The 23,604-nt window shown below is 57.7% G+C and carries 27 protein-coding genes and 3 pseudogenes; 17 read left to right on the top strand and 13 right to left on the bottom strand.

Annotation, left to right across the window (positions count from 1 at the left end):
- The first annotated feature begins 37 nt into the window (after window positions 1-37).
- Both ftsB and ispD read left to right on the top strand, forming a co-directional pair.
- On the top strand, window positions 38-316 hold the full coding sequence (ftsB, locus tag BLU75_RS16725; RefSeq protein ID WP_084377146.1) for a cell division protein FtsB: 279 nt from the start codon (window positions 38-40) through the stop codon (window positions 314-316).
- Window positions 313-1,020 carry a 2-C-methyl-D-erythritol 4-phosphate cytidylyltransferase gene (gene ispD, locus BLU75_RS16720; RefSeq protein WP_084377145.1) on the top strand — a complete coding sequence of 236 codons (708 nt, stop codon included), beginning with the start codon at window positions 313-315 and terminating at the stop codon, window positions 1,018-1,020. The genes ftsB and ispD overlap by 4 nt, the downstream gene beginning before the upstream one ends.
- Window positions 1,021-1,123: 103 nt before the next feature.
- Here ispD and BLU75_RS16715 read toward each other — a convergent pair whose 3' ends face one another.
- Window positions 1,124-2,026, bottom strand: a complete 903-nt coding sequence (locus BLU75_RS16715; protein ID WP_084377143.1) for a LysR substrate-binding domain-containing protein — start codon at window positions 2,024-2,026, stop codon at window positions 1,124-1,126.
- Window positions 2,027-2,132: 106 nt separating this feature from the next.
- Here BLU75_RS16715 and BLU75_RS16710 point away from each other — a divergent pair, with 106 nt between their 5' ends.
- The 8 genes from BLU75_RS16710 to rpoS all read left to right on the top strand — a co-directional run bounded on the left by BLU75_RS16710 (window position 2,133) and on the right by rpoS (window position 9,335).
- Window positions 2,133-3,245 (top strand): S-(hydroxymethyl)glutathione dehydrogenase/class III alcohol dehydrogenase, encoded by a 1,113-nt coding sequence (locus tag BLU75_RS16710; protein ID WP_084377141.1) that lies wholly within the window; start codon window positions 2,133-2,135, stop codon window positions 3,243-3,245.
- A 90-nt stretch (window positions 3,246-3,335) separates the two neighbouring features.
- Window positions 3,336-4,181 (top strand): S-formylglutathione hydrolase, encoded by an 846-nt coding sequence (gene fghA / locus BLU75_RS16705; protein WP_084377140.1) that lies wholly within the window; start codon window positions 3,336-3,338, stop codon window positions 4,179-4,181.
- A 54-nt stretch (window positions 4,182-4,235) separates the two neighbouring features.
- Window positions 4,236-4,709, top strand: a complete 474-nt coding sequence (gene ispF / locus BLU75_RS16700) for a 2-C-methyl-D-erythritol 2,4-cyclodiphosphate synthase (RefSeq protein ID WP_084377138.1) — start codon at window positions 4,236-4,238, stop codon at window positions 4,707-4,709.
- Window positions 4,706-5,764 carry a tRNA pseudouridine(13) synthase TruD gene (gene truD, locus BLU75_RS16695; RefSeq protein WP_084377136.1) on the top strand — a complete coding sequence of 353 codons (1,059 nt, stop codon included), beginning with the start codon at window positions 4,706-4,708 and terminating at the stop codon, window positions 5,762-5,764. Before ispF ends, truD begins: the two co-directional genes overlap by 4 nt.
- Window positions 5,752-6,501, top strand: a complete 750-nt coding sequence (gene surE / locus BLU75_RS16690; RefSeq protein WP_084377134.1) for a 5'/3'-nucleotidase SurE — start codon at window positions 5,752-5,754, stop codon at window positions 6,499-6,501. The genes truD and surE overlap by 13 nt, the downstream gene beginning before the upstream one ends.
- A 41-nt stretch (window positions 6,502-6,542) precedes the next feature.
- A complete protein-coding gene (locus tag BLU75_RS16685) occupies window positions 6,543-7,178 on the top strand; it encodes a protein-L-isoaspartate(D-aspartate) O-methyltransferase (RefSeq protein WP_172832105.1) in 636 nt (211 codons plus the stop codon).
- Between the two features lie 210 nt (window positions 7,179-7,388).
- The gene (locus BLU75_RS16680) at window positions 7,389-8,225 is read left to right on the top strand and encodes a peptidoglycan DD-metalloendopeptidase family protein (RefSeq protein ID WP_084377130.1); all 837 of its coding nucleotides are present in this window, start codon (window positions 7,389-7,391) and stop codon (window positions 8,223-8,225) included.
- Between the two features lie 105 nt (window positions 8,226-8,330).
- Window positions 8,331-9,335, top strand: a complete 1,005-nt coding sequence (rpoS, locus tag BLU75_RS16675) for an RNA polymerase sigma factor RpoS (RefSeq protein WP_084377128.1) — start codon at window positions 8,331-8,333, stop codon at window positions 9,333-9,335.
- Window positions 9,336-9,520: 185 nt separating this feature from the next.
- Here rpoS and BLU75_RS16670 read toward each other — a convergent pair.
- Window positions 9,521-10,214: pseudogene (locus BLU75_RS16670) on the bottom strand (IS3 family transposase); the annotation flags it as partial.
- A 210-nt stretch (window positions 10,215-10,424) separates the two neighbouring features.
- On the opposite strand from BLU75_RS16670, the gene BLU75_RS16665 reads away from it, so the two are divergent.
- Window positions 10,425-10,910 (top strand): Hcp family type VI secretion system effector, encoded by a 486-nt coding sequence (locus BLU75_RS16665; protein WP_084377126.1) that lies wholly within the window; start codon window positions 10,425-10,427, stop codon window positions 10,908-10,910.
- Window positions 10,907-11,629, top strand: a complete 723-nt coding sequence (locus BLU75_RS16660) for a DUF4225 domain-containing protein (protein WP_165447448.1) — start codon at window positions 10,907-10,909, stop codon at window positions 11,627-11,629. The genes BLU75_RS16665 and BLU75_RS16660 overlap by 4 nt, the downstream gene beginning before the upstream one ends.
- Before the next feature lie 488 nt (window positions 11,630-12,117).
- Here BLU75_RS16660 and BLU75_RS16655 read toward each other — a convergent pair whose 3' ends face one another.
- Entirely contained in the window at window positions 12,118-12,570 is a 453-nt protein-coding gene (locus BLU75_RS16655; protein ID WP_231982681.1) for a DUF4158 domain-containing protein, read from the bottom strand.
- 87 nt (window positions 12,571-12,657) lie between these two features.
- A complete protein-coding gene (locus BLU75_RS16650; RefSeq protein WP_002554837.1) occupies window positions 12,658-12,867 on the bottom strand; it encodes a cold-shock protein in 210 nt (69 codons plus the stop codon).
- Window positions 12,868-13,255: 388 nt separating this feature from the next.
- On the opposite strand from BLU75_RS16650, the gene dcd reads away from it, so the two are divergent.
- On the top strand, window positions 13,256-13,822 hold the full coding sequence (gene dcd, locus BLU75_RS16645) for a dCTP deaminase (RefSeq protein WP_019692149.1): 567 nt from the start codon (window positions 13,256-13,258) through the stop codon (window positions 13,820-13,822).
- 107 nt (window positions 13,823-13,929) lie between these two features.
- On the top strand, window positions 13,930-14,136 hold the full coding sequence (locus BLU75_RS16640) for a hypothetical protein (RefSeq protein WP_084377124.1): 207 nt from the start codon (window positions 13,930-13,932) through the stop codon (window positions 14,134-14,136).
- 32 nt (window positions 14,137-14,168) lie between these two features.
- On the opposite strand, the gene pdeM is transcribed toward BLU75_RS16640, so the two are convergent.
- From pdeM to BLU75_RS16595, 9 genes and pseudogenes are all read right to left on the bottom strand, one after another.
- The gene (pdeM, locus tag BLU75_RS16635; protein ID WP_084377122.1) at window positions 14,169-14,825 is read right to left on the bottom strand and encodes a ligase-associated DNA damage response endonuclease PdeM; all 657 of its coding nucleotides are present in this window, start codon (window positions 14,823-14,825) and stop codon (window positions 14,169-14,171) included.
- Window positions 14,825-15,529: pseudogene (locus tag BLU75_RS16630) on the bottom strand (DNA ligase-associated DEXH box helicase); the annotation flags it as partial. The gene pdeM and the pseudogene BLU75_RS16630, both read right to left, overlap by 1 nt.
- A pseudogene (locus tag BLU75_RS16625) lies at window positions 15,507-16,013 on the bottom strand (ligase-associated DNA damage response exonuclease); the annotation flags it as partial. The pseudogenes BLU75_RS16625 and BLU75_RS16630, both read right to left, overlap by 23 nt.
- A gap of 146 nt (window positions 16,014-16,159) precedes the next feature.
- The gene (locus BLU75_RS16620) at window positions 16,160-18,601 is read right to left on the bottom strand and encodes a penicillin acylase family protein (protein ID WP_090221511.1); all 2,442 of its coding nucleotides are present in this window, start codon (window positions 18,599-18,601) and stop codon (window positions 16,160-16,162) included.
- Between the two features lie 154 nt (window positions 18,602-18,755).
- On the bottom strand, window positions 18,756-19,400 hold the full coding sequence (locus tag BLU75_RS16615) for a glutathione binding-like protein (RefSeq protein ID WP_084377118.1): 645 nt from the start codon (window positions 19,398-19,400) through the stop codon (window positions 18,756-18,758).
- 86 nt (window positions 19,401-19,486) lie between these two features.
- Window positions 19,487-19,687, bottom strand: coding sequence for an SEC-C metal-binding domain-containing protein (locus BLU75_RS16610; RefSeq protein ID WP_053254769.1), 201 nt, complete (start codon window positions 19,685-19,687; stop codon window positions 19,487-19,489).
- Window positions 19,684-20,175: an LEA/WHy family protein gene (locus BLU75_RS16605; RefSeq protein WP_084377117.1), complete on the bottom strand. Its 492-nt coding sequence runs from the start codon at window positions 20,173-20,175 to the stop codon at window positions 19,684-19,686. Before BLU75_RS16605 ends, BLU75_RS16610 begins: the two co-directional genes overlap by 4 nt.
- Before the next feature lie 28 nt (window positions 20,176-20,203).
- Window positions 20,204-20,674, bottom strand: coding sequence for a YchJ family protein (locus tag BLU75_RS16600; protein ID WP_084377115.1), 471 nt, complete (start codon window positions 20,672-20,674; stop codon window positions 20,204-20,206).
- A 4-nt stretch (window positions 20,675-20,678) separates the two neighbouring features.
- Window positions 20,679-21,176, bottom strand: coding sequence for a DUF6231 family protein (locus BLU75_RS16595; RefSeq protein WP_084377113.1), 498 nt, complete (start codon window positions 21,174-21,176; stop codon window positions 20,679-20,681).
- 190 nt (window positions 21,177-21,366) lie between these two features.
- Between BLU75_RS16595 and BLU75_RS16590 the strand changes: the two genes are divergently transcribed.
- From BLU75_RS16590 to BLU75_RS16580, 3 genes are all read left to right on the top strand, one after another.
- Window positions 21,367-22,062 (top strand): OmpA family protein, encoded by a 696-nt coding sequence (locus tag BLU75_RS16590; protein WP_084377111.1) that lies wholly within the window; start codon window positions 21,367-21,369, stop codon window positions 22,060-22,062.
- Between the two features lie 177 nt (window positions 22,063-22,239).
- Entirely contained in the window at window positions 22,240-22,533 is a 294-nt protein-coding gene (locus BLU75_RS16585; protein ID WP_084377109.1) for a DUF1145 domain-containing protein, read from the top strand.
- Window positions 22,526-23,284 (top strand): collagen pro alpha-chain precursor, encoded by a 759-nt coding sequence (locus BLU75_RS16580; protein ID WP_084377108.1) that lies wholly within the window; start codon window positions 22,526-22,528, stop codon window positions 23,282-23,284. Before BLU75_RS16585 ends, BLU75_RS16580 begins: the two co-directional genes overlap by 8 nt.
- The last annotated feature ends 320 nt before the right edge of the window (window positions 23,285-23,604 follow it).

Here is a 23,604-nt window from a genome sequence, read left to right as displayed (position 1 = left end):
GCATGGCTGTCTTTTTCCACTGGATACCCGATATTCGATGCGCAGTCCCAATTGGTTGTTCCTCGTCTTGCTCTTGCTACTGGCTGGCCTGCAATACCGCCTTTGGGTGGGTGATGGCAGCCTGGCGCAGGTCACCGACCTGACCCAGCAAATTGCCGAGCAGCACGCCGAAAACGAGCGTTTGCTGGAGCGCAACCGTGTGCTCTATGCGGAAGTGCTTGAGTTGAAAAAAGGCATGGAGACCGTCGAAGAGCGGGCTCGTCATGAGTTGGGCATGGTCAAGGAGGGTGAAACCCTCTACCAGTTGGCTCAATGAACTCCTGTTTGCCGGCCTTCTGGGCCGTGATTCCTGCCGCGGGCGTCGGTGCCCGTATGGCTGCGGACCGTCCCAAGCAGTACCTGCAATTGGGTGGGCGCACAATTCTTGAACACAGCCTAGGCTGTTTCCTCGATCATCCCGCCCTGATGGGGCTGGTGGTCAGTCTTGCTGTCGATGATCCTTATTGGCCGAACCTTGCGTATGCCAACGACCCGAGAATTACCCGTGTCGAAGGTGGCGACGAGCGCTCGGGCTCGGTGCTGAATGCGCTGCTGCATCTGCATGCCCAAGGCGCCAGTGACGACGACTGGGTGCTGGTCCATGATGCGGCAAGGCCCAACTTGAGTCGTGATGATCTGGATAAGCTGCTATCCGCGCTTGCGGATGATCCTGTCGGTGGATTGCTGGCGGTGCCGGCGCGCGACACCCTCAAGCGTGTGGATAAGCACGGGCGGGTGGTGGAAACGGTGGATCGCAGCCTGATCTGGCAGGCTTATACGCCGCAGATGTTTCGTCTGGGGGCTCTGCACCGGGCATTGGCCGACAGCCTGGTGGCTGACGCGCTGATCACCGACGAAGCCTCCGCGATGGAGTGGGCCGGCCAGGCGCCGCGGCTGATTGAAGGGCGTTCGGACAATATCAAGGTGACGCGGCCGGAGGATCTGGATTGGCTGAGGTTGCGCTGGACCAATCGACGGTAGGAGCGAGCTTGCTCGCGAAAGTCGTTAACGATGACACGGGGAAACGGGTGCCCCGTGATGCCCTCAGGTTTTTCGCGAGCAAGCTCGCGCCTACGAAAAGTGGTTAATCTTTAGAACCATACTCCGGCCGCCCAGCCAACCCCTCCTTCAAGAACTCCACCAACTTGCGCACCTTCGGCGATAAATGCCGCTGCTGCGGATACAGCGCCCACACCGCCGTATTCGGCGGTTGATGGCCCTCCAGCAATGAAACCAGCGCGCCGCTGTGCAAATGCTCCAGCACGTAATAGTCCGGTAACTGACACAGCCCCACCCCTTGCAGCGCGGCGTCCAATACAGCTTGCCCACTGTTGCAGCGCCAGTTTCCCTGCACCCTTTGGGAAAACTCCCGACCGTCCTGCGCCAACTGCCAGATATCCGAGCTGCCAATCAAGCAATTGTGCCGGCTCAATTCCGACAAACTATGTGGTCGTCCATACCGCTCAAGGTAGGAGGGTGAAGCGCACAGGTACATGCGCCGGGGTGCAAGGCGGCTGGCGACCATGCGGGAGTCTTGCAGTCGGCCCAGGCGAATCGCCAGGTCCAGCCCCTCATGGACCAGGTCGAGTGGGCGGTTGCTCAATTCGATATCGACCCGTAGTTGCGGATAAAGCCCCATAAAACGCGTTACCAGTGGCACGATAAAGCGTTCGCCGTACGCCACGGCACAGGTCATGCGGAGCATGCCTTTGGGCTCGCTGGTCAGGTCGCCGACCGCTCGCAAGGCTTCTTCGCGGCCATCCTGCAAGCGCTGGCAATGCTGCAGAAAAGTTTGCCCCGCTTCAGTCAGCGCTACGCGGCGGGTGCTGCGATAGAGCAGACGGGTCTGCAGTCGTTCCTCCAGTCGTACGACCTGGCGACTGATGTGGGAGGAAGACACCCCGAGACGTTCAGCCGCGGCGGTGAATTGGCTGCATTCGGCGACGGCGACAAACTCATCGATACCTTCCCAGCGGTTTTCGGACATCGGGATTATCCCTGTATGGCAATAATGTTTTGCTTTTGACCTGATTATTCATCGTAAGGCGCTGTATTACACTCGTTGTCTCGTTTTTATTCACTGGAGAGTCAGCATGATCAAGTCGCGCGCCGCCGTTGCCTTCGAGGCCAAGAAGCCGCTGGAAATCGTTGAGGTCGATGTGGCCCTGCCCAAGGCTGGTGAGGTTCTGCTGCGTGTCGTTGCTTCCGGTGTTTGCCACACTGACGCCTACACACTGTCGGGCGCCGATCCGGAAGGGATCTTCCCGTCGATCCTTGGCCATGAAGGCGGCGCAGTGGTCGAGGCGATTGGCGAAGGCGTGACTTCGGTGGCGGTTGGCGATCACGTGATTCCGCTGTACACCCCGGAATGCGGCAAGTGCAAATTCTGTCTGTCAGGCAAGACCAACCTCTGTCAGGCGATTCGCGCAACGCAGGGTAAAGGCCTGATGCCGGATGGTACTTCGCGTTTTTCCTACAAGGGCGAAACGATTTTCCACTACATGGGCACCTCGACCTTTTCCGAGTACACCGTGTTGCCGGAAATCTCCGTAGCCAAGATCTCCAAAGAGGCGCCGCTGGAAAAAGTTTGCCTGCTGGGCTGCGGCGTCACCACCGGCATCGGTGCGGTACTCAACACAGCCAAGGTCAAACCCGGCGACACCGTGGCCATCTTTGGCCTGGGCGGCATCGGTTTGTCGGCGGTGATCGGTGCGGTGAAAGCCAAGGCCGCTCGCATCATTGCCATTGATATCAACCCCGCCAAGTTTGAAATCGCCAAGCAACTGGGTGCTACAGACTGTGTAAACCCGAAAGACTTCGATCGTCCGATTCAGGAAGTCATTGTTGATATGACCGATGGCGGCGTCGACTTTTCCTTTGAGTGCATCGGCAATGTGCAACTGATGCGTGCCGCCCTTGAATGCTGCCACAAGGGTTGGGGTGAGTCGGTGATCATCGGTGTGGCTGGTGCTGGCCAGGAAATCGCGACCCGTCCGTTCCAACTGGTCACCGGTCGCGTCTGGCGCGGTTCGGCTTTTGGTGGCGTACGTGGGCGCAGTGAGTTGCCAAGCTATGTGGACATGGCCCAGAGCGGCGAAATCCCGCTGGATACGTTCATCACCCACACCGTGGGGCTGGAAGATATCAACAAGGCGTTTGATCTGATGCATGAAGGCAAAAGCATTCGTACCGTCATTCATTTTTGAAGCAGCGGCGAGCTGCACGCTATAAGCGGCATGTGGGGTGTACGCCTTCTTGCCGCTTGAAGCTTGCTGCTTGTAGCTGGGAGCATTCCCATGACCTTGGAAAACATCTCTTGCCAGAAGAGCTTTGGTGGCTGGCATAAGCGTTACAAACACAGTTCGCAGGTGCTGGGCTGCGATATGACCTTCGCCGTCTACCTGCCGCCTCAAGCCGAGCAGGGCGGCAAGCTGCCGGTGCTGTACTGGCTGTCGGGGCTGACCTGCACCGACGAGAACTTCATGCAGAAGGCCGGCGCGATGCGCATGGCGGCGGAGTTGGGCTTGATTATCGTCGCGCCGGATACCAGCCCGCGTGGAGCCGGCGTGCCGGATGATCCGGAAAACGCCTGGGACTTTGGCCTGGGGGCCGGGTTTTATCTGAATGCGACCCAGGAACCCTGGGCCAAACACTATCGGATGCATGACTACGTCGTGCAGGAATTGCCAGCGCTGGTCGAAGCGCATTTCCCGGCGTCGGACAAGCGCGGTATCAGCGGTCACTCCATGGGCGGTCATGGCGCGCTGGTATGTGCGCTACGCAACCCGGGGCGTTATCAGTCGGTATCGGCATTTTCACCGATCAATAACCCGATGGATTGTCCTTGGGGGCAGAAGGCATTTTCCCATTACCTTGGCGACGAGCGCTCGAAGTGGCGGGAGTGGGATGCGTGTGTGTTGATCGGCGAAGCCTCGGAAAAACTGCCATTGTTGGTAGATCAGGGTGATCGTGACGACTTTATCGCCACGCAACTCAAGCCCGAAGCCTTGCAGCAAGCGGCCAAGGCCGCTGGTCATCCGTTGGAGTTGCGCCTGCAACCGGGTTATGACCACAGCTACTTTTTTATCGCCAGCTTCATTGATGACCATTTGCGGCATCATGGACGTGCTTTGCTCGGTTAATGTGAGGCAAAAGTAGGTAGAATCACGCCCTGAATTAAATCGGGGCGTTTTTTTATGCGTATTGGCCATGGCTATGATGTGCATCGTTTCGCCGAAGGCGACTTCATCACCTTGGGCGGCGTACGGATCGCACACCACCACGGGTTGCTGGCTCATTCCGACGGCGACGTTGTCTTGCATGCCTTGAGCGATGCTTTGCTCGGCGCAGCAGCGTTGGGGGATATCGGCAAACACTTTCCGGACACCGATCCCACTTTCAAGGGTGCGGACAGCCGCGTGCTGTTGCGGCATGTGGTCGGCCTGATCCACGCCAAGGGCTGGAAGGTGGGCAATGTCGATAACACCATCGTTGCCCAGGCGCCCAAGATGGCCCCACATATTGAATCGATGCGCGCATTGATTGCCGCGGACCTGCAAATAGAATTGGACCAAGTGAACGTGAAAGCCACCACCACCGAGAAGCTCGGCTTTGCCGGTCGTGAAGAGGGCATTGCCGTGCATTCCGTTGCTTTGTTGTTGCACGCATGAATGATCTGCAACTGTTAGGCCCGCGAGCCTATGGCGATGCACTTGGCAGCGCGGTACTCAAGGCGACAGCCGAAGACTTTCAGGTCGATGAAGTGCTGGATATCCCGCTGACCGGCGAGGGTGAACACTTGTGGCTATGGGTGGAAAAGCGTGGGCTGAACACCGAGGAAGCTGCGCGGCGCATTGCCAAGGCTGCCGGTGTGCCATTGCGTACCGTCAGCTATGCCGGGCTCAAGGATCGCCAGGCGTTGACGCGCCAATGGTTCAGCGTGCAGCTGCCGGGCAAGGCTGATCCCGATTTGAGCGGGGCGGAAAACGACACCCTCAAGATTCTGAAAATTGCTCGGCATAAACGCAAGTTGCAGCGCGGTGCACATTCGGCCAACGGTTTTACTTTGCGCCTGACCCAGCTGTCCGGCGATAGCGCCGCCCTTGATGCGCGCCTGCAACTGATTGCCCTGCACGGGATCCCCAATTATTTCGGCTCCCAGCGTTTTGGGCATAACGGCGGTAACGTCGTTGATGCCCGTGCCTGGGCAGTACGCAAGGCCTTGCCGGAGCAGCGCAACGTGCGTTCGCGCCTGCTGTCGACTGCACGCAGCTTGCTCTTCAACAAAGTCCTGGCGGCACGGGTCGCCGATGGCTCATGGCAGCGTGCCCAGGTCGGTGACCTGCTGGCGTTTACCGACAGCCGCAGCTTTTTCCCGGCCGGCGAGGCCGAGTGCAGTGACCCGCGCCTGGCGATCCTCGACCTGCATCCCACCGGGCCGCAGTGGGGGGAGGGCGATTCGCCTGCCAGCGGCGCGACCCATACGCTGGAACAAGCCGTCGCAGAGAGCGAGGCGGACTTGCGCGATTGGCTGGTGAATGCCGGGATGAGTCAGGAACGTCGCATTCTGCGACTGCCCATTAGCGGGTTGACGTGGCATTATCCCGAACCTGACATTCTGCAATTGGAATTCGTCCTGCCGGCCGGATGCTTCGCCACTGTCTTGGTGCGCGAGCTTGTTGATCTGGTGCCGGTGGGGCAGACGGACAGCCCATGCGTATTCTGATATCAAACGACGACGGGGTCACCGCACCCGGCCTTGCCGCGCTTCATGCTGCGCTGGCGGATTACGCCGAGTGCGTGGTGGTTGCCCCGGACCAGGACAAAAGTGGCGCCAGCAGTTCGCTGACCCTCGACCGTCCGCTGCATCCGCAGACGTTGGCCAATGGCTTCGTCAGCGTTAACGGCACCCCGACCGATTGCGTGCACCTGGCGCTCAACAGCCTGCTGGAGCACGAGCCGGACCTGGTTGTCTCCGGTATCAATCTGGGGGCTAACCTGGGTGACGATGTGTTGTATTCCGGCACCGTGGCGGCGGCTCTTGAGGGGCGTTTTCTGGGGCGCACTTCGTTCGCCTTTTCATTGGCTTCACGTCAATTGGACAACTTGCCGGCAGCGGCGTATTTCGCCCGCAAGCTGATAGAGGCCCATGACACTCTGGACTTGCCGCCGCGCACAGTGCTTAACGTCAACATCCCCAATCTGCCCCTGGATCATATTCGCGGCATCCAGCTGACCCGCTTGGGCCATCGCGCGCGCGCGGCAACTCCGCTAAAAGTCGTCGATCCCCGTGGCAAGGAAGGCTATTGGATCGCCGCGGCAGGCGATGCCGAGGACGGTGGGCCAGGTACGGATTTCCATGCGGTGATGCAAGGTTATGTTTCGATTACCCCGTTACAACTCGATCGCACCTTCAGTGATGCCTTCAATAGTCTCGACGGCTGGCTGGAGGGGCTGCGCTGATGGCTCGTGAACAAGACGATCTGCTGCGCCGGGGCATAGGCATGACTTCCCAGCGCACACGTGAGCGGTTGATCCAGCGGCTGTATGAAGAAGGCTTGTCCAACGCCCAGGTGCTGGAAGTCATTCGCCGTACTCCGCGGCATTTGTTCGTTGATGAGGCGCTGGCGCACCGCGCCTATGAAGACACGGCGCTGCCCATCGGTCACAACCAGACGATCTCCCAGCCGTATATGGTGGCGCGGATGAGCGAACTGTTGCTCGCCGCGGGTCCGTTGGACAAGGTGATGGAAATCGGCACCGGCTCGGGCTATCAGACCGCAGTGTTGTCGCAACTGGTGGAGCGGGTTTTTTCCGTCGAGCGGATCAAGGTATTGCAAGACCGGGCCAAGGAGCGCCTGGTCGAATTGAACCTGTGCAACGTGGTTTTTCGCTGGGGCGATGGTTGGGAAGGCTGGCCCGCGCTGGCGCCCTACAATGGCATCATTGTCACGGCCGTAGCGACCGATGTGCCGCAGGCGCTGCTGGATCAGCTCGCGCCGGGTGGACGCCTGGTCATTCCGGTGGGATCCGGCGAAGTGCAGCAATTGATGCTGATCGTTCGCGAGGAAGAAGGTTTTTCCCGGCATGTCTTGGGGGCCGTGCGTTTTGTCCCGCTGCTCAATGGCCCGCTGGCCTGATCATTTAATAGCATGTACTGAATTCTATTGCCGGGCATGTGTCTTACAGCGAAGTCCATCGAGTCAATATGATTCATGCCGATTGGCAAGCGAGATGAATTTTTCGTTTCCAGGTTGTTGCCGGTTAACGTTCGGCAGCCAGTTATACTGGCGACACACTTCAAGCCTGTTACAGGTGTTCATGTTCAGCCAGCACAAAGGGAGCGGCGGGTGAGTCTTACGGTCAATGCACAGCGTATGAGTAAAAACAGCTTTCAGCGACTGGTGATTGGCCTTGTCTTGAGTTCCTTGCTGGTGGCTTGCTCCAGCACGCCCGGCGGCGGAGCGCGGGTTATCGATCGCAACAAGGCGGCGCCACAACGGCCGACGGTCACCACTGGGCAATATGTGGTGCGCAAGGGCGACACGCTGTTCTCGATCGCCTTTCGTTATGGATGGGATTACAAGGCGTTAGCAGCTCGTAACAATATTCCTGTGCCTTACACGATACACCCAGGCCAAGCCATTCGTTTTGATGGACGCTCCGGTTCAAGGCCTACGGCAGTAGTGACAAAATCCGGTTCCTCGGCGTCGTCATCCAGCAAGACCACGATCATCACCAAGCCTGCAGGCACCGCGACAACCACCGTCGTGAAAAAGCCAGCACCTGCGCCGTTGCCACCTGCCGGGCCCGCGCCGAGTGGTTGGGGATGGCCCTCGAACGGTGTCCTTATTGGAAAATTCTCTTCAAGCGGTAGTTTGAATAAAGGCATTGATATCGCCGGGGATTTGGGACAGCCTGTTTTAGCTGCGTCAAATGGGACAGTGGTATACGCCGGGAGTGGTTTACGGGGCTACGGCGAGCTGATCATCATTAAGCACAGCGATACCTACGTCAGTGCCTACGGTCATAACCGCAGGTTGTTGGTTCGGGAGGGGCAGCAGGTCAAGGTTGGGCAGACAATTGCCGAAATGGGGTCGACGGGCACAGACCGGGTGAAACTTCACTTTGAGATTCGCCGCCAAGGTAAACCTGTTGATCCATTGCAATTCCTTCCCCGACGTTGATGTGATGTCAGCCTGTTCCCTCACGTAGAAGGAACAGGCTCCAGCGTTGCCAAGGATAAAGGCGTCGCTTGAGCTTGAGGTCGAACTCACCAAAGGACTATAACAATGGCTCTCAGTAAAGAAGCGCCGGAGTTTGACATCGACGATGAGGTTCTCCTTATGGAGACCGGCATCGTGACGGATTCGATGTCGAATGAGGGATCCGCAGTACCTTCAGTTCGCGCCAAATCCAAAAACTCCCCCGCGTTAAAACAGCACAAATACATTGATTACACCCGGGCGCTCGACGCGACCCAGCTGTATCTCAATGAAATCGGCTTTTCTCCTTTGCTCACTCCCGAAGAGGAAGTCCACTTTGCGCGCTTGTCGCAAAAGGGCGATCCGGCGGGGCGCAAGCGCATGATTGAAAGCAACTTGCGGCTGGTGGTGAAAATCGCCCGACGCTATGTCAATCGCGGGCTTTCCCTGTTGGACCTGATCGAAGAGGGCAATCTCGGCTTGATCCGGGCGGTGGAGAAATTTGACCCGGAGCGGGGCTTCCGTTTTTCGACTTATGCCACGTGGTGGATTCGTCAGACCATCGAACGGGCAATCATGAATCAGACCCGGACCATCCGGCTGCCGATTCATGTGGTCAAGGAGCTCAACGTCTACCTGCGGGCGGCGCGTGAGCTGACACAAAAACTCGATCATGAACCTTCGCCGGAAGAAATCGCCAACCTGCTGGAAAAACCGGTAGGCGAGGTCAAGCGCATGCTGGGCCTCAATGAGCGCGTTTCTTCAGTCGATGTCTCGCTGGGTCCGGATTCGGATAAAACCCTGCTGGATACCTTGACGGATGATCGTCCCACGGATCCTTGCGAGCTGTTGCAGGACGATGATCTGTCGCAAAGCATCGATCAGTGGTTGTCCGAGCTGACGGACAAGCAGCGCGAAGTGGTGATACGCCGTTTCGGGCTGCGTGGTCATGAGAGCAGCACGCTGGAGGATGTTGGCCTGGAGATTGGCTTGACCCGCGAGCGGGTCCGGCAGATCCAGGTGGAAGGGCTCAAGCGCCTGCGTGAGATCCTGGAAAAGAATGGCTTGTCGAGTGAGTCGTTGTTTCAATAGCGACACAGTACGAAATGTGGGAGCGGGCTTGCTCGCGAATGCGGTGGATCAGCCAGTATATCTGTCGACTGACACTCTGCATTCGCGAGCAAGCCCGCTCCCACATTTTTTTGTGCTGACCATTACCTTGTGCCAGAGTCAAATCCCATGTTTAGTCCTGAAATAGGTTTACACCTATTTCGGTCTCAAAACGTCCGATGCACTGCATCGGGCGTTTTGTATTTCAAGGCCAGATGCGGCCGCTCTTCGTTGTAAATCAGCACCGACTCATCCACCATTTTCACTGCGTCTGCCAGATTTTTAGGGCGATGGAGTAGAAACTCGGTCTTCAAAATCCCGTTTATTCGTTCGGCCATAGCGTTCTGACTGACAGCAGTCATAACCATCGGTCATCGAGCACCTGATTCCGTGTTTCGTATGCAGCCGCTGATACAGGTCGGAGCAGTACTGGGCGACGATCTGAGTGATGAATCAGCATCTGTTCGGTTTCTCGCTCACCAACCGCTTTTTCCAGCGCTTTAATCACTGACTCGATATGCAGGCTTTCATGCACATGATGGCCAACAATCCTGCGTGAGTAGGCATCGGTTACGAGGCTCACGTAGGCCACGCTGCAACCCAAATCTGTTCGGGTCCATTAGCCATGACTTGTTCCGAACCTGTTTTGAGCAGGTTGGGGTGGTGGCGAAAGCGATGATGGCTATGAGTGGTTTTATGATAAGCCCGCTTGCACCGAACCAATTCGCGCGCGTCACGCAGGATGGCAAATAAACGGTCTCTACCCACGCACAGCGGTGCAGGAGCTTCGACGCTCATCAAGTAGTGCAGCTTGCGGGTTCCTAGCCTTGGCTGACGACGCCGCTTTTCCAGAACGAAGTCGGGGTTTGAGGAGCAACGGAACAGAAAGTGCACTTAAGCTCGGATACCCTGGTTTCGCGACCTACTCATAGACTTACCGGGACTGATTTTTCACGGGGCGGCCGTCGGTTCCAGGTGTGAAATATTTCGCAGTGGATTTTCAGAAATGCCCTACAGCACGCCTGAAACTCTTGTAATACGATGTGCGGCTGACTAAAAGGAGTAGCATGTATGGCTAGCCATGGTTACATGACGATCACCGGCAAGGCTCAAGGACTGATTTCGGCAGGTTGTTCAACCCAAGACTCTATTGGCAATAAGTGTCAGGCCGGGCATGTCGACGAAATCATGGTGCTGTCTTACACCCATAATATGGTCAATGTCGGAAACATTAATAAGCCAACACATAGTCCAATCATTATCACCAAAAACGTTGATAAAGCCTCGCCGCTACTCGCTCAAGCACTCACAACTAGAGAAGAAATAAACTGTACAATTGGTTTTTATCGAGTGTCTTCTTTTGGTATGCAGGAAAAATTTTATTCAGTCTCGATCAATGGCGGGATTGTTGCTGATCTGACACTTGAAATGCCCCACGCTATTTTGCAGAGCGACGCCGAACCGCAAGAACATGTAGCCATCCGTTACCGAGAAATTACGTGGACCCACCACGCTGCTGGCACCAGCGGATACAGCACGTGGGGAAATAAAGAATGAAACCAACAAACGAAAGTTGCATGCCTGGTAGCTGTGAGTACTGGATGGTCAGTGCCGCGGCTGGAAAACTTGGAAGCCAAGCCAGCACATTAGGTGTTAGACACATCAAAGACGGCACGCTGCGTTTACAATTCAACCGCGAAGTCGCTTATTATGCCAAAAGCATTGTTAATGATGTCTCACAAGGCAAAAAAAGCCCTGAGCAGGGCCTACAGGACCTCAAAGACGAACAGAGCAGCCTGCTGAGCCAATCATTTGAGATTGCTCAAAAAGGCGTGGGAGCAATCGCCGGGGCATTTCAAATCGCAACAGGGGCCGGAATCTGCTACGGTTCAGCCGGTACGCTGTGCCTAGTCGCAGGTGTCCCCATGATGGCTCATGGTGCTAATAATCTCTATGAGAACGGACGTAACCTCTTAGAAAGTCGTTCGGACACCCAAGGCCCCGTCAGGAAGGTTTATCAGGAGGGCGCTAAACTACTCGGCGGCGGCGCACTTGAAGGGGATATGGCTTATGGTACTGCTGACTTAGGACTTTCTGCATATGGCGTCGGGAGAATGGTATTAAAGCCAGATGCTTGGCGCCTATTTAGATATATAAATACTGACTATATAAGGTCATATAAGGCAATGGGGAGTAGTGCGCTTATATTTGAAGGGGTTAGCGATAGCGTGACAGGTAGATCAATGTACCTGGAGTATAAAGGTAATGACAAATAACATTATAGTTTCAGTTGTATATCTAGTGTTATCTTTGATAGCGCTGTTTTCTTTGTATTTTTTGTCGAGATTTTTTTCTGGTGTGAGATTCAAGTGGAGATGGTTTTTTATATGTTTATCTCTTGCTATTTTTTTTGGATCGTTTCATATGAGTACCGTAAAATACGGATATGATATTATTTTCCCTGCACTAAAACCTATCCTTCAAGGTAATGATGCAGTTGGATGGATCGCATTCGTAAGTCTTTTCCTCCACACATGCTGTGTTCCCACCCAGTATGAGCCGAGGCGCTGGTTTTCACGAAAGTAAACTCACATCTAATCAGTTCAACCCAAGATGCCCCACCCTGACCAATAAAGGGCATGACTGCCCCTTCCTGCGACCTAAATATCGTCGTCCGGATTACGCAGTGGTCGCAGCTCACCTCGGGCAACTTCTTCCGGTGCTGCGAACGAGTACCTTCCCAGCATATTGATGTTCTCGAAGATCAGCGGCGATAGCCGAGCCAGATCCTCTTCCTGCACAGCTCATCAGGACGATCTGTCCCTGTCCAGCAGAGCGCATATCGCCAGCGAGCAAGTTGCAAGTCGACGCTGGAGTCAGCAAGCACCGGATAGCCATAGCGCTCCTGAATCTCGCCCGCATGACGTTGACGCTGGCGGGTTTCAGCATAGGCCAGGATGCAAGACGGATCACTGATTCCGAGCTGACGACTGAGCGCTTGCAGCACCTCATTCGGAACGGCTGAAAAGTCTTCAGGGAAGGTTCCCAGGTAGCGGACGCTGGTCAGTTGCGTGGCGTAGCCGAGGCGGTGGTGTTCGCCGCGTAGCGGGAGGAGGACTTTGTGGTCGTCATCGCTCAGGTGGAAATAGCGTTCCAGCTCTTCGCGGCTAGGAGGATCGACATAGCGACCAAAGCCGTCGCGTTGCTCTTGAGTCAGAAGGTGTAAGCCTTATTCAGGACGGGACTCCAGACATAAAAAAGCCCCGCTTTTGAGGGCGGGGCTTTTTGACTGGATCAGTGCAAGTTAGATAACTTGAACTTCTTCAGCTTGCATGCCTTTCTGACCGCGGGTAGCGATGAAAGAAACCTGTTGGCCTTCTTTCAGGCTTTTGAAGCCGTCGGATTGGATAGCTTTGAAGTGAACGAACAGGTCGTCACCGGATTGTGGGGTGATGAAGCCGAAGCCTTTTTCATCGTTGAACCACTTAACGGTACCAGTTTGGCGATTAGACATGGTGTAACTCCTTGGACAAAGTTAACTGCGACTCAGGAAAAGCCCTGGCCGAGACTGAGTGCAAAGAGCAGGAAAAATTCTTGGAGATGGTTGGATCGAAATTCAACATATCGTGTAGAGATTCTCAGTGACACAAGCAGCACAGTGGCGCCACCTTAACCCTTTTTCAGGAACGTGCCAATGGTATTTCCGAAGGTTTCTCTATTTTCGTGACTGGCGGTGCGCTTTTCTGGCGTTGCGATTACGCAGCAAAGGTTTGGCTCCGTTGCTCCGGGCCACGCAATTCACTGATCCACTCAAGAAAAAGCCCGGGGTCCTTTGAACCACGAGGCCAGCCCCGGTAAGATGCCCAACAGAATTTATCACCTCGCTATTCAGGACACCCGCCATGAGCATCAAATCGGACAAGTGGATTCGCCGCATGGCGCAAGAGCACGGCATGATCGAGCCCTTCGTAGAGCGCCAGATGCGCGGCGAAGGCGCCGACCGCCTGATTTCGTTCGGGGTTTCCAGCTATGGCTACGATGTACGTTGCGCCGATGAATTCAAGGTGTTCACCAACATCAACTCGGCCACTGTCGATCCGAAGAACTTTGACGAAAAAAGCTTCGTCGACGTCAAGAGCGACGTCTGCATCATTCCACCCAACTCCTTTGCGCTGGCGCGCACCGTCGAATTCTTTCGCATCCCACGCAATGTGCTGACTATTTGCCTGGGTAAGAGTACCTACGCGCGTTGCGGCATTATCGTCAACGTCACTCCACTTGAGCCGGAGTGGGAAGGTCACGTGACGCTGGAATTCTCCAACACCACCACCTTGCCGGCGAAAATCTACGCCAACGAAGGTGTTGCACAGATGCTGTTCTTTGAATCCGACGAAGAGTGTGAAGTCTCCTACAAAGACCGTGGCGGCAAGTATCAGGGCCAGCGCGGCGTCACGTTGCCACGCACCTGATCTAAACGTCTTATGCACCAAGGGAATTTGTCAGCGGGTGGGCACTCTATTGGGTGTACCGCCCCGGATCGTGCAAAACGTTCCGGGCCATGCTTGAGGAGTCCCTTATGAAGCTCGATCCGCGAATAAGCGCCGAACTCGCCCGACTTGAACCCAACCAGATTGGCGTGCTTGCCTGGTCCTTGATGGCTGATCCTGCGTTCGCCGGTGGTATCCCCGGCCAGCCAGGTCCAGATGATCCCTGGCCAACGCAGCCCGAAGAGCCCGGCGAACCTGTCCTCCCTGACGAGCCGCCTCCCGTGCCAGTGGCTTGATTCTTCGCCCACGGCACGCAATGGTCAGTTGCCTAGTGCACTGGCCACACTTGCTGGTCGCCGATAACGAAAACCTGGCTGTCCTCGTCGTAATGTCCTGAATGCCCTCCGGTGAATGCGCCGAATGCCGGTAGCAGGCTCACCTGTTTGCCGATGACAAAGCACGGCAGGCGAAGACTTTGTCGGCCCTTGCCGCGTAATCGATAGACCGGGTGCACATGCCCGGCGAGAACGTGGTGGCCCGGATAGGCATCCGGCTCGTGTTGCAAGGCAAATGGCCCCATCAGCAGCGGTTCAGTGACGACTTCGATGTCCAGGTCCTCAGGCGGGTCTCCAGCGCGTTTGTCATGATTGCCGCGAATCAGTGTCAAAGTCAGGCCGTAATGGTGTTGGCGCCACGTTCTCAGCGCGTTCAGGGTTCCTTGGGCGTGCGAACCGGGACCGTGTAGAAAATCGCCCAGAAAGATCACCCGCTTGCAGTCTAGATCCTTCAGCAAGCGATCCAGTTGTTGAAGGTTTTCGCGGGTGGTGCCTTTTGGCACCGGCTGACCCAGGCTGCGATAGGCTGAGGCCTTGCCGAAGTGGGCGTCGGCGATGAGCAGGGTCTTTTCTGCGGGCCAGTACACGGCCTTGGCCGCCAGCAGCCACAGCTCTTCACCGGCCACGTGCACTGAATAATGAACGGGCATCAACGTTTGCCTGCGTCGGCGACTTTTTCCAGATCCTTGACCATTCGCGCGATGCGCTCCGAGAGCTTCTCCGAACTCAGGCTTTCCCGAAAGCGTTCCACGAGCAGAGGGAAGGCCAAGGGTGTGGGGCGTTTGATCGAGTGCAGGTCGAGTTGCAATGCCGTCAAGTGGCGCAAGGTGTCCTCCAGCCGGCGAATATCCAACTCATCACGCAGGACTTTTTCCCCGGCCTGGCTCAGCAGTAGATTCTGCGGATCGTATTGTTTGAACACCTCATAGAATAAACCGCTGGACGCCTGGACCTGGCGCGTACTCTTGGGCGCGCCGGGGTAGCCTGCGAACACCAGTCCAGCGATCCGCGCGATTTCGCGAAAGCGCCGTACAGCCAGTTCGCCGGCGTTGAGACTCGCCGCCACATCGGCTAACAACTGATCGGTACTCAACAGCGCTCTGTCGAGCAATAACGGCCAGTTCACTTCGGTCGCGCTAAGCAGTTCCAGGCCGTAGTCGTTGACGGCGATCGAGAAGGTCACGGCTTGCCGCTGACTGACCCGCCATGCCACGAGGCTGGCCAGCCCCAGATGGACCTGGCGGCCGGCAAACGGGTAGAGAAACAGATGCCAGCCTTCCCGCGACTTGAGGACTTCTGCCAGCAGACGGTCGCGAGCGGGCAGGCCGGACCAGCGTAGCTGGGTTTCCAGCAGCGATATTGGCCTGCCACCAGTCGTTGATCCCGGCAAAGATCTGCGCTTGGGGCTGCCAGCGATAAATCGGCAGGCCGAAGGTCGATTCGGTGATAAATGTGTGGCAACGCACGGGTTCGAAGGGTGCACAGGTACCGTCGGGTTCGACTTTATAGTCACCGGAGGCGACCCAGACTTCGCCCTGATATTCCAGGCGTACCTGGGCCGACCCCAGCACGTGACCGGCCGGATGGAAGCTCAAGGTAACGCCGTGATGGACCAGCGGTTCGCCGTAGGCGAGGGTTTGCAGGTTGATGTCCTGGCCCAGGCGCGAGCGCAAGATGCCTTCACCGGGAGCCGCCGCCAAATAGTGTTGGTTGCCGCCGCGGGCGTGATCGCCGTGGGCATGAGTGATGACGGAACGTTCCACCGGGCGCCAGGGGTCGATGTAGAAATCCCCGGCGGGGCAATACAGGCCTTCCGGCCGGGCAATAACAAGGTCCATGGGCGTGCCAGGGCGGTGGGCTTGTTAGTTATGAGGCGGTGCAGGGTTTGGAAGTTCGATAAAACAATGCAGCTCGCTGTGGGGGCCTATCCGTTGCCGTGGTCACGGATAGGCCCCCCAAACTCAAGCAGCTACCTGACCTTCCGTTACTTGCCAGGCACCAGTGTCAACCGCGTCTTCCCATACACCCTGTCAAAGTTCTGCGGCTGCATCGGGAAACTCAGGTATTGCGCCCTGAGCCAGGGGTCAATCCCATCGGTATAGTGCGGGCTGGCCGGGTTGCCGGAGTGGCCGATGCCGCTCTGACCCATCATCGGCTCTACCTGGCCGAAGTCGACGATCATTCGCAGCGCCTGCACCTGAAGCGTGTCGAAGCCCTGGCCCCGGTTATACGGCGAGCTGTTCAACGTGTCGTGATCCCCGCCTGCCGCCACGGGGCCGCGCAGGGGCTGGTCGGCGGTGTTTTTCCAGGTATAGCTGTGGAGCTTGCCCCATTGCCAGGCTTTGTGATCAATGCCCAATTGGCTGTCACCGGTAGTGATGGCAGCCGCCAGGCTACGGGCGAGGATTGTCGGCTTGAGTTCTTTTTGCGCGGTGCGTACGTCATCCCAGAACGGGCTGTCTTCGCGCCCCAGCAAGTGATCGGCCTGGGCCGAGTACGACAGATTGGCGTTGCTGATAAAGGCTTTCCAGGTGGCGCTGGTCTCAGGACCGAGTTCGTCGAGAAAGATCTGCCGGGTGCTTTCCTGCAGGAACAGCTCGTAAATCGCCGCGTCGCTGGAGCCAGGCGCCAAGCGACCGTCAAACGCCATCAAGCGATTGAACGCTTCCTGAGCCTTCGAGCGTTCGACGGCGGGCAGGTCGTTGATCGCTTGTTTCAGCGGTTGGGCCATACCTGGAGCGTTGAACATGGCCTTGAGCTTGGCGGCAAAAGGGCTGGTCTGGTCGTACTGCATGGCGATCATGCTGCGCGTGTCATGCTTGCCGGCACTCGCCAGTTGCGCCAGGCGCTCACTGCGCTCCGGCGCGTTCCAGGAGTTGGACAACTGCATGCCGTAGCCACGTGGGGCGATGCGCTGGTTGGCGGTACCGAGCCAGCCTTCGGGCGGGTCCTGGTCATACGGGTGCAGCATGGCGTCAGCGTAACCGTCCCAGTCAAAGCGCGCATCCCAGCCTGGCGACGGTAACAGGCCTTGGCCTTCGCGGCGGTTGGGGAAGCGCCCGGTGACTTGCCAGCCGATGTTGCTGGCGTCGGCGAAGATCATGTTCAGGGCAATGGCGCGAATCTCCCGGGTGGCGTCCGACGCCTTGCTGGCGTTTTGTGCTCGCGACAAGTCGAAGAACGCATCCAGGCTCTGGTCATCCTTGAAACTTGCGGTTTGCAGGGCCAGGCCATAACCGCTGTCGAGCGCCTGGGGACTGTTGAGCAGGGCGCCATGACGGGTTTCGTACACCGCTTCACGGATCGGCCGCTGACCTTTGGCGAAGAACGTTTCGTTACGCAGCGTGGCAGGCAGCCATTTTCCGTTGTTCTCGTAATGCAGCGCGCTGCCTTGGCGTCTGATTTTTTCCAGGAATAGATCCTGGGTATCGCCCTTGGCCGCGCTCATGCTCCAGGCGACCTTGCCGTTGAAGCCGGAAAACAGAAGGGGCAGCCCTGCAATCGAGACACCGGCGGCCTGATACTTCGGGGCGCGAATCTGCACATAGTTCCAGGGCGAGGGTGCCTGAAGCCCGGCCGACAGGTCATTGGCCAACAGGCTCTTGCCGCTGCGGCTGCGTTGCGCAGTGATGGCCCAGTTGCTGGAGGTGGTTACATTCAGACCATTGATGGCATTTACGTGTCGGCTGGCGCTATCCAGTTCAGCGAGACCGGCGATCTGGCGCAGGTTCAGCCCCTTGAGTTTATCGCTCTCATCCAGCGGCAGCGGTTCATCCGGGGCGCTCGGGATCAGCCAGGCAAGCGTGTCGGCCCCGACTTTCCCTGCCAATACCAGTGAGGACAATTCTTCCTGCAAGTTGGCCGACTGACTGAAACTCAGCAGGCAGAACAGCAGCGCCGAATCTTCTGGTTTCCAGTATTCCGGCTTGTAACCGGTCTCGGCCAGGTCCGGGGGCAGCTTGTCGCGGTAGCGGAACAGGTACGCGTTGACCCCGCGCGCATAGACATCAAAGAAGCGCTTGAGGCGTGGTGACGAGGCATTGTACAGCTCGCCGGCGCTTTTTTTCAGGTTGACGGCGCGCATGAAGCGGTCGACATCCAGTACGTCCGGCCCCGACATTTCTGCCAGGCGACCCTGGGCCAGCAGGCGCAGGGTGACCATCTGCTTGATACGGTCGCTGGCATGCACATAACCCAGGGTGAACAGCGCGTCATGGAAGGTGCTGCTTTCGATCAGCGGCATGCCCTGGCTGTTGCGGCGCACCGAAACGTTTTGCGCCAGTCCCTTGAGTGACTGCACGCCGGACACCGGGGGCAGGGTGTCCTGGGTGTTCATTGACTGACAACCGGCCAAGCCCAAGGCGCTGGCCACTGCTGCGGCAACGCCGAACCGGGGAAGAACGTGTAAGAGGGCTGGCGAGGCCATGGCAAAGCTCCTGCGGGGGAACGTCAGTAAAGGCGCTACGTTAGTGAGCGCGGGGAAACGACGCAAGCGGGAGGCGCAGCTTATTTTGTGGATTTGAATGAGCAAGCGCCGGCGCTGTCGAACTGGGGCTCGACAGCGCATGCATGAAAGGATGTCAGGGCTTCGGTGGATTTACTTTTGCCACCAGTTCATAGGCCCGCACCGTCGCCGGCCGTTCCTTGATCTGGTTGAACCAGCGCTGTACATGGGGGAAGTCTTCGAGCTTCTGGCTCTGCCACGTGTGGGAGACGATCCATGGGTAAATCGCCATGTCGGCGATGCTGTAACCCTCCCCTGCGACAAACGCGCGGTCTGCCAGGCGCCGATCCAGCACGCCGTACAAACGGGCCGTTTCATCGACGTAGCGCTTGATGGCATAGGGGATTTTTTCCGCGGCGAACTGGCTGAAGTGATGATTCTGCCCGGCCATTGGGCCAAGCCCACCCATTTGCCAGAACAGCCATTGCAGGACTTCCTGGCGGGCGCGCAGGTCCTGGGGCAGGAACTGGCCGGTCTTTTGCGCGAGGTAGAGCAAGATTGCGCCGGACTCGAACAGGGAAATGGGCGCCCCACCGTCAACCGGGTGCTGATCGACAATCGCCGGAATGCGGTTGTTGGGAGCAATCTTCAGGAAGTCTGGCTTGAACTGGTCGCCCTGGCCAATATTGATCGGATGCACCTGGTAGGGCAGGCCGGCTTCTTCGAGGAATAAGGAAATTTTGTGACCGTTGGGAGTGGTCCAGTAGTACAAGTCGATCATGAAGCTCTCCAGAAGGGATAGCATTTGAACGGACAGACAACACCGCCAATGTATGGATCACCCTACATTGGCGGATGTCCAGGGCATCAGGCCCCGTGGCACTTCTTGAATTTCTTGGCGCTGCCGCATGGGCAAGGATCGTTACGGCCAACGTCCTTCAGGGTATTGCGCACGGGCTCCTGGTGGGCGTGACCGCAGTTCGGGCCGTGGACATGACCATGGTCGTGATCGTGATGGTCGTGATCATGGTTGCAGTCTGGTCCATGGACATGGGGTTGCTGAGTCATCGATGTCGCTCCGGAATAAAATCGCCAGGGATTATCTCGCCACTGCGCATCACTTGCACGTCGTTGCCGATGAATAATCCGGTTTTCAGTTCGCCCTCCAGGCGATAGGGAATGGGGCGTTGCGGTTTTTTCAGCAGATCAGCGATTTTCCGCACTTGTGGCCACAGGTTGGTGCGCACCGATACTTTGAAAAATCCCCGGCTGTGGGGCGGCACGGTCAGCCACTCGTTGGATTCACCTTCGGCCAGTTTCACATCGGCGAGACTGATCCTGTAGATCAGGCCGCGCACCGTCAGGTCCGAGTCGCTCCGGTTATCGACACGAAAGTGCAGCTTGAACTTCTGTTCCAGCAACTTGGCTCGTACCAACTCCACGTTGACCAAGTGTATCTGGGGCGGCGGCGTGTCATCCGCGAACCAGGAAGCACAGCCCGAGAGTGTGAGCGTCCACGCCAGCAGAAGGCTGTGAGCACGTAACCGGATAACCATGGCGGAGTCTCTGTCAGGAGCGGTGCCATTACCGATAGCTGGAACAGCACTTCTTGAATTTCTGCCCGCTGCCGCACAAGCAGGCGTCGTTGCGTCCGATCTTCACCTCTACCGTAGGATCAATGAAGTACCAGCGTCCATTGTTTTGTACGAAGGATGACTTTTCCCGGTGGCTGTGTTCGCCTTCGCTGTCATGCCAGCGGGCAATGAAGGTGACGAAGGCGTGTTCCGGCTGGCCGCCGAGCACTTCCGAACTTTCAATCTCCAGGCCCAGCCAAGTGCTTTGGGCACTCCAGGCGTTGATGGCATCGCGGTCAAGGCCGGCTTGTTGCGCCGGGAGCGTGGTGTCCACCAGATAGTCCACCAGGCCCAATACATAGGCGCTGTAGCGTGACCGCATCAATGCCGTGGCACAGGGCGCGGGGTGGCCGGCGTGATAATGGCCGCAGCAGGCATCCAGCAGGTTGCCGCTGCCGCAGGGACAAATAGATGTACTCATCGGGTTACCACCAATACTTTCCGAAGTTTTCCGGGTTGGCCCAGAAACGGGCATTCAGCCAGTCCGGCACTTGTTTGTATTCAAGCAGATCATAGGTAAACAGCGTCAGTACCTGATTGTCGCGTTGAAACCGTTCGCTGGCTTGCAGCGCGAGGGAGAAGAAGTCGGTTTCTTTCCAGTCGCAGGCAACCATGTCTACCAGCACTGCAATACGGCTGGCATTCAGGTTGCGAATGCCACCCAGCAGCGTCAGCCCCGCGGATTTTGACAGATGCTCCAGGCAGTCCACCGCCAGGGCCAGGTCAAAACGTTGGGCTGCCAGTTCTTGCGACAAGGGGCCTGGCCTGGCCACGGACACGCGGGTGTCCGGATGTGCCTCGCGGAATGCATCAAGCGCCGGAAACTGACTGGCGCCCAACAACAACAGGTGTTTGGGGGCGTGCAAGTCGAGCAAGGCCGCAAGGGCCTGTTGGGGCGTACGGGAAGAATTGCCGGCGGTCATTGAAGATCCTCGCATCAGAGCCGTAGAGACTAGCCTGCTTGAGCGCGTGGGCCTAGCGCCGACGACCGCATGACCTGCAGGTAAAGCCGTTTCGACCAATGAATCCGGGGTGCCGCCGGCTGGCGCAGATCAAAAGAGCGGTCTTTACTCCACCCATCGGCTTGCGGCCGATCCCTTCAGGAGAAATCAGATGAGCATTATGCGGACAGCTCTACCCTTGGTTCTGCTAACCGGAGTATTGACAGGTTGCGCAGGCTTGCAAAAAACCGATTGGCCCACTTGTGCCGCCGTTGGCGGTGTGACCGGTGCCGCTCTTGGCGCGACCGAAAGCTCTGCGTGGGCCGGTAGTGGCGCGTTGTTGATTGGCGGCATGGCTGGCGCTTATTGCTGGGTGCATGGCGACGGTGACGAGGACGGTGATGGCGTGCCGGATAGTCGCGACAAGTGTCCGGGCACGCCTAAAGGTGTGCAGGTCAATGCCGATGGCTGTCCTCCAACGCCTGAACCGGTGGTCGTGGACGAGGTTGTGGTGGTCAAGGAAGAGACCATCGTGATTCGCGACGTTCACTTCGAGTTTGATTCAGCCAGGCTGACCGGCGCGGACAAAGCCACGCTTGATACCGTCGCTACCCGCCTGAAACAGGAAGCGCCGAGTGCTCAACTGCGGGTCAGTGGGCATACCGACAGTGTTGGCAGAGATGCCTATAACCAGCGGCTCTCGGAACAACGCGCACAGTCGGTGACGGAGTATCTGGTCAGTTCCGGGGTGCCCCGCAGTAACTTTGTGTCTGTGACGGGGGCCGGCGAAACGCATCCGGTGGCCGACAATAAAACCGCCGACGGCCGAGCCTTGAATCGTCGTGTGGAAATCCAGATCAATCGCTGACTCTCCAATGCCCCTGTGTACGCCACGGGGGCATTTCTATAGGTACCTTCCGACGATCCTCGTCGATCCGGACGTCAAATCGTTTCTTCATCAGGTTTTTTAAAGCTTTACTGGCAAAGCGCCTGCAGAACTCGTTACTGTGCGCCCAAAGAATAATGTGCAAGGGGAGCAGGCGGGATGAAGGTGTTTTGGGGGTTAGGCAAGTTTCTGACGTTGCTGTTTTGGGTTGTTGTGATAGTCAATCTGGTCAGGCCACTGATCAATCCGTTCCACCTGTTAGTCAATCTGTCCGGCAGTCTATTGCTGCTGACCCATCTCCTGGTGTTGCTGTTATTCAACGCCAACCTCAAGCACCGTGCACACCCTTGGCGCGACCGCCTGCAAATCCTGCTGGTGGGAATGTTCCATGTGCAGAGCCTGTCGGCCGCTGCTGCTGTTGATGATGCAAACAAGGATGCCAATCATGCGTAAGGTATTTCTGTTGGCCCTGCTGGTCAGCCCCGTTGCACTGGCCGAGAGCGTCAGCGTCGAGACGAACTCACTGATGCGCCTGCCCAGCAGCAGTAGCGTGTTGCAACTGGAACGGCTGGACGTGGCGGATTACGGCACGTTGTTGATACCGGGCAACATCACCCAAGTCACTATCGATCAACTGCACCTGGGCCGTGACGCGCGCATTGCTATCGTGCCGAGTACTTCCAGTCTTCAATTACAGGTCAGCCACGCCCAATTGGAACACGGCAGCCAGATCACCTCTCGCGGCGCGCCCGGCACTCATGAGAAACCGGCCAAGCCTGGGCGTGATCTGACCTTGCGCATCCAATCCCTGCAGGCCGAGGAACTCTCGGTCGATGCACGTGGAGGCACGGGCGCCCAAGGTTATGCGGGACTGGATGGCGCCAATGGCGAAGATCCGGGCTGCACGTGGGGCTCGGCTGGGCGCGGTGCCAATGGTGACAACGGCGGTGACGGCCTGCCAGGCGCTGCGGGGGCGGCCGTGCGGATTGAATTGCCTCAAGATTATCCGAGTGAGCAGATTAAAGTCTGGGTCGATGGTGGCGCGGGTGGTTTGCCGGGTGTCGCGGGCAAGCCGGGCAGGGGCGGGCAGTCCAAGGGATGCCTGGTGTACCGGGCTGATGGCGGCGAAAAAGGCCGGCCAGGGCTTGAAGGGCAACCGGGACCGGCGGGAGAGGCGGGCTCTGTGACGGTCCAGCGGTTTTGAATTGACGTGGGTTGGGTGCGGCTTTTACAGGCTGCTGCTTGGGTCTTGGCAGCCCCTCACCCTAAGCCTCTCCCACAGGGAGAGGGGACCGACCGACGTGTGCTGAGCAAATGGGCGACCTGAAAAACGTAGTGATTTTGGATTCAAAACCGCTCTTTCAGGTCGCCGTAAACCGCCAATATCCTGCGGTCAGTCCCCTCGCCCCTTTGGGGCGGTCCGACGTTTCGGGAGGGTTAGGGTGAGGGGCGGCCCTCAAGCCACACACCAAAAGCCCCTCCACCACAGATCAAAACAGCGCTTCAAGCTGATCTTCACCAACC

The sequence above is a fragment of the Pseudomonas mucidolens genome (genome assembly GCF_900106045.1).
In the GTDB taxonomy this organism is placed as follows: Bacteria; Pseudomonadota; Gammaproteobacteria; order Pseudomonadales; family Pseudomonadaceae; genus Aquipseudomonas; species Aquipseudomonas mucidolens.
This window is presented reverse-complemented; position numbering and strand designations above follow the sequence as displayed.

Bases quoted from the DNA above. Each gene is read 5' to 3' on its own strand.
- fghA (WP_084377140.1), top strand. From the start codon at position 3,336: ATGACCTTGGAAAACATCTCTTGCCAGAAGAGCTTTGGTGGCTGGCAT.
- BLU75_RS16605 (WP_084377117.1), bottom strand. From the start codon at position 20,175: ATGGTTATCCGGTTACGTGCTCACAGCCTTCTGCTGGCGTGGACGCTC.
- BLU75_RS16615 (WP_084377118.1), bottom strand. From the start codon at position 19,400: ATGATCGACTTGTACTACTGGACCACTCCCAACGGTCACAAAATTTCC.
- truD (WP_084377136.1), top strand. From the start codon at position 4,706: ATGAATGATCTGCAACTGTTAGGCCCGCGAGCCTATGGCGATGCACTT.
- dcd (WP_019692149.1), top strand. From the start codon at position 13,256: ATGAGCATCAAATCGGACAAGTGGATTCGCCGCATGGCGCAAGAGCAC.
- BLU75_RS16715 (WP_084377143.1), bottom strand. From the start codon at position 2,026: ATGTCCGAAAACCGCTGGGAAGGTATCGATGAGTTTGTCGCCGTCGCC.
- BLU75_RS16665 (WP_084377126.1), top strand. From the start codon at position 10,425: ATGGCTAGCCATGGTTACATGACGATCACCGGCAAGGCTCAAGGACTG.
- BLU75_RS16585 (WP_084377109.1), top strand. From the start codon at position 22,240: ATGAAGGTGTTTTGGGGGTTAGGCAAGTTTCTGACGTTGCTGTTTTGG.
- rpoS (WP_084377128.1), top strand. From the start codon at position 8,331: ATGGCTCTCAGTAAAGAAGCGCCGGAGTTTGACATCGACGATGAGGTT.
- BLU75_RS16650 (WP_002554837.1), bottom strand. From the start codon at position 12,867: ATGTCTAATCGCCAAACTGGTACCGTTAAGTGGTTCAACGATGAAAAA.
- BLU75_RS16590 (WP_084377111.1), top strand. From the start codon at position 21,367: ATGAGCATTATGCGGACAGCTCTACCCTTGGTTCTGCTAACCGGAGTA.
- BLU75_RS16640 (WP_084377124.1), top strand. From the start codon at position 13,930: ATGAAGCTCGATCCGCGAATAAGCGCCGAACTCGCCCGACTTGAACCC.
- BLU75_RS16610 (WP_053254769.1), bottom strand. From the start codon at position 19,687: ATGACTCAGCAACCCCATGTCCATGGACCAGACTGCAACCATGATCAC.
- BLU75_RS16620 (WP_090221511.1), bottom strand. From the start codon at position 18,601: ATGGCCTCGCCAGCCCTCTTACACGTTCTTCCCCGGTTCGGCGTTGCC.
- BLU75_RS16595 (WP_084377113.1), bottom strand. From the start codon at position 21,176: ATGACCGCCGGCAATTCTTCCCGTACGCCCCAACAGGCCCTTGCGGCC.
- BLU75_RS16685 (WP_172832105.1), top strand. From the start codon at position 6,543: ATGACTTCCCAGCGCACACGTGAGCGGTTGATCCAGCGGCTGTATGAA.
- ispF (WP_084377138.1), top strand. From the start codon at position 4,236: ATGCGTATTGGCCATGGCTATGATGTGCATCGTTTCGCCGAAGGCGAC.
- pdeM (WP_084377122.1), bottom strand. From the start codon at position 14,825: ATGCCCGTTCATTATTCAGTGCACGTGGCCGGTGAAGAGCTGTGGCTG.
- BLU75_RS16710 (WP_084377141.1), top strand. From the start codon at position 2,133: ATGATCAAGTCGCGCGCCGCCGTTGCCTTCGAGGCCAAGAAGCCGCTG.
- BLU75_RS16660 (WP_165447448.1), top strand. From the start codon at position 10,907: ATGAAACCAACAAACGAAAGTTGCATGCCTGGTAGCTGTGAGTACTGG.
- BLU75_RS16600 (WP_084377115.1), bottom strand. From the start codon at position 20,674: ATGAGTACATCTATTTGTCCCTGCGGCAGCGGCAACCTGCTGGATGCC.
- surE (WP_084377134.1), top strand. From the start codon at position 5,752: ATGCGTATTCTGATATCAAACGACGACGGGGTCACCGCACCCGGCCTT.
- ftsB (WP_084377146.1), top strand. From the start codon at position 38: ATGCGCAGTCCCAATTGGTTGTTCCTCGTCTTGCTCTTGCTACTGGCT.
- ispD (WP_084377145.1), top strand. From the start codon at position 313: ATGAACTCCTGTTTGCCGGCCTTCTGGGCCGTGATTCCTGCCGCGGGC.
- BLU75_RS16580 (WP_084377108.1), top strand. From the start codon at position 22,526: ATGCGTAAGGTATTTCTGTTGGCCCTGCTGGTCAGCCCCGTTGCACTG.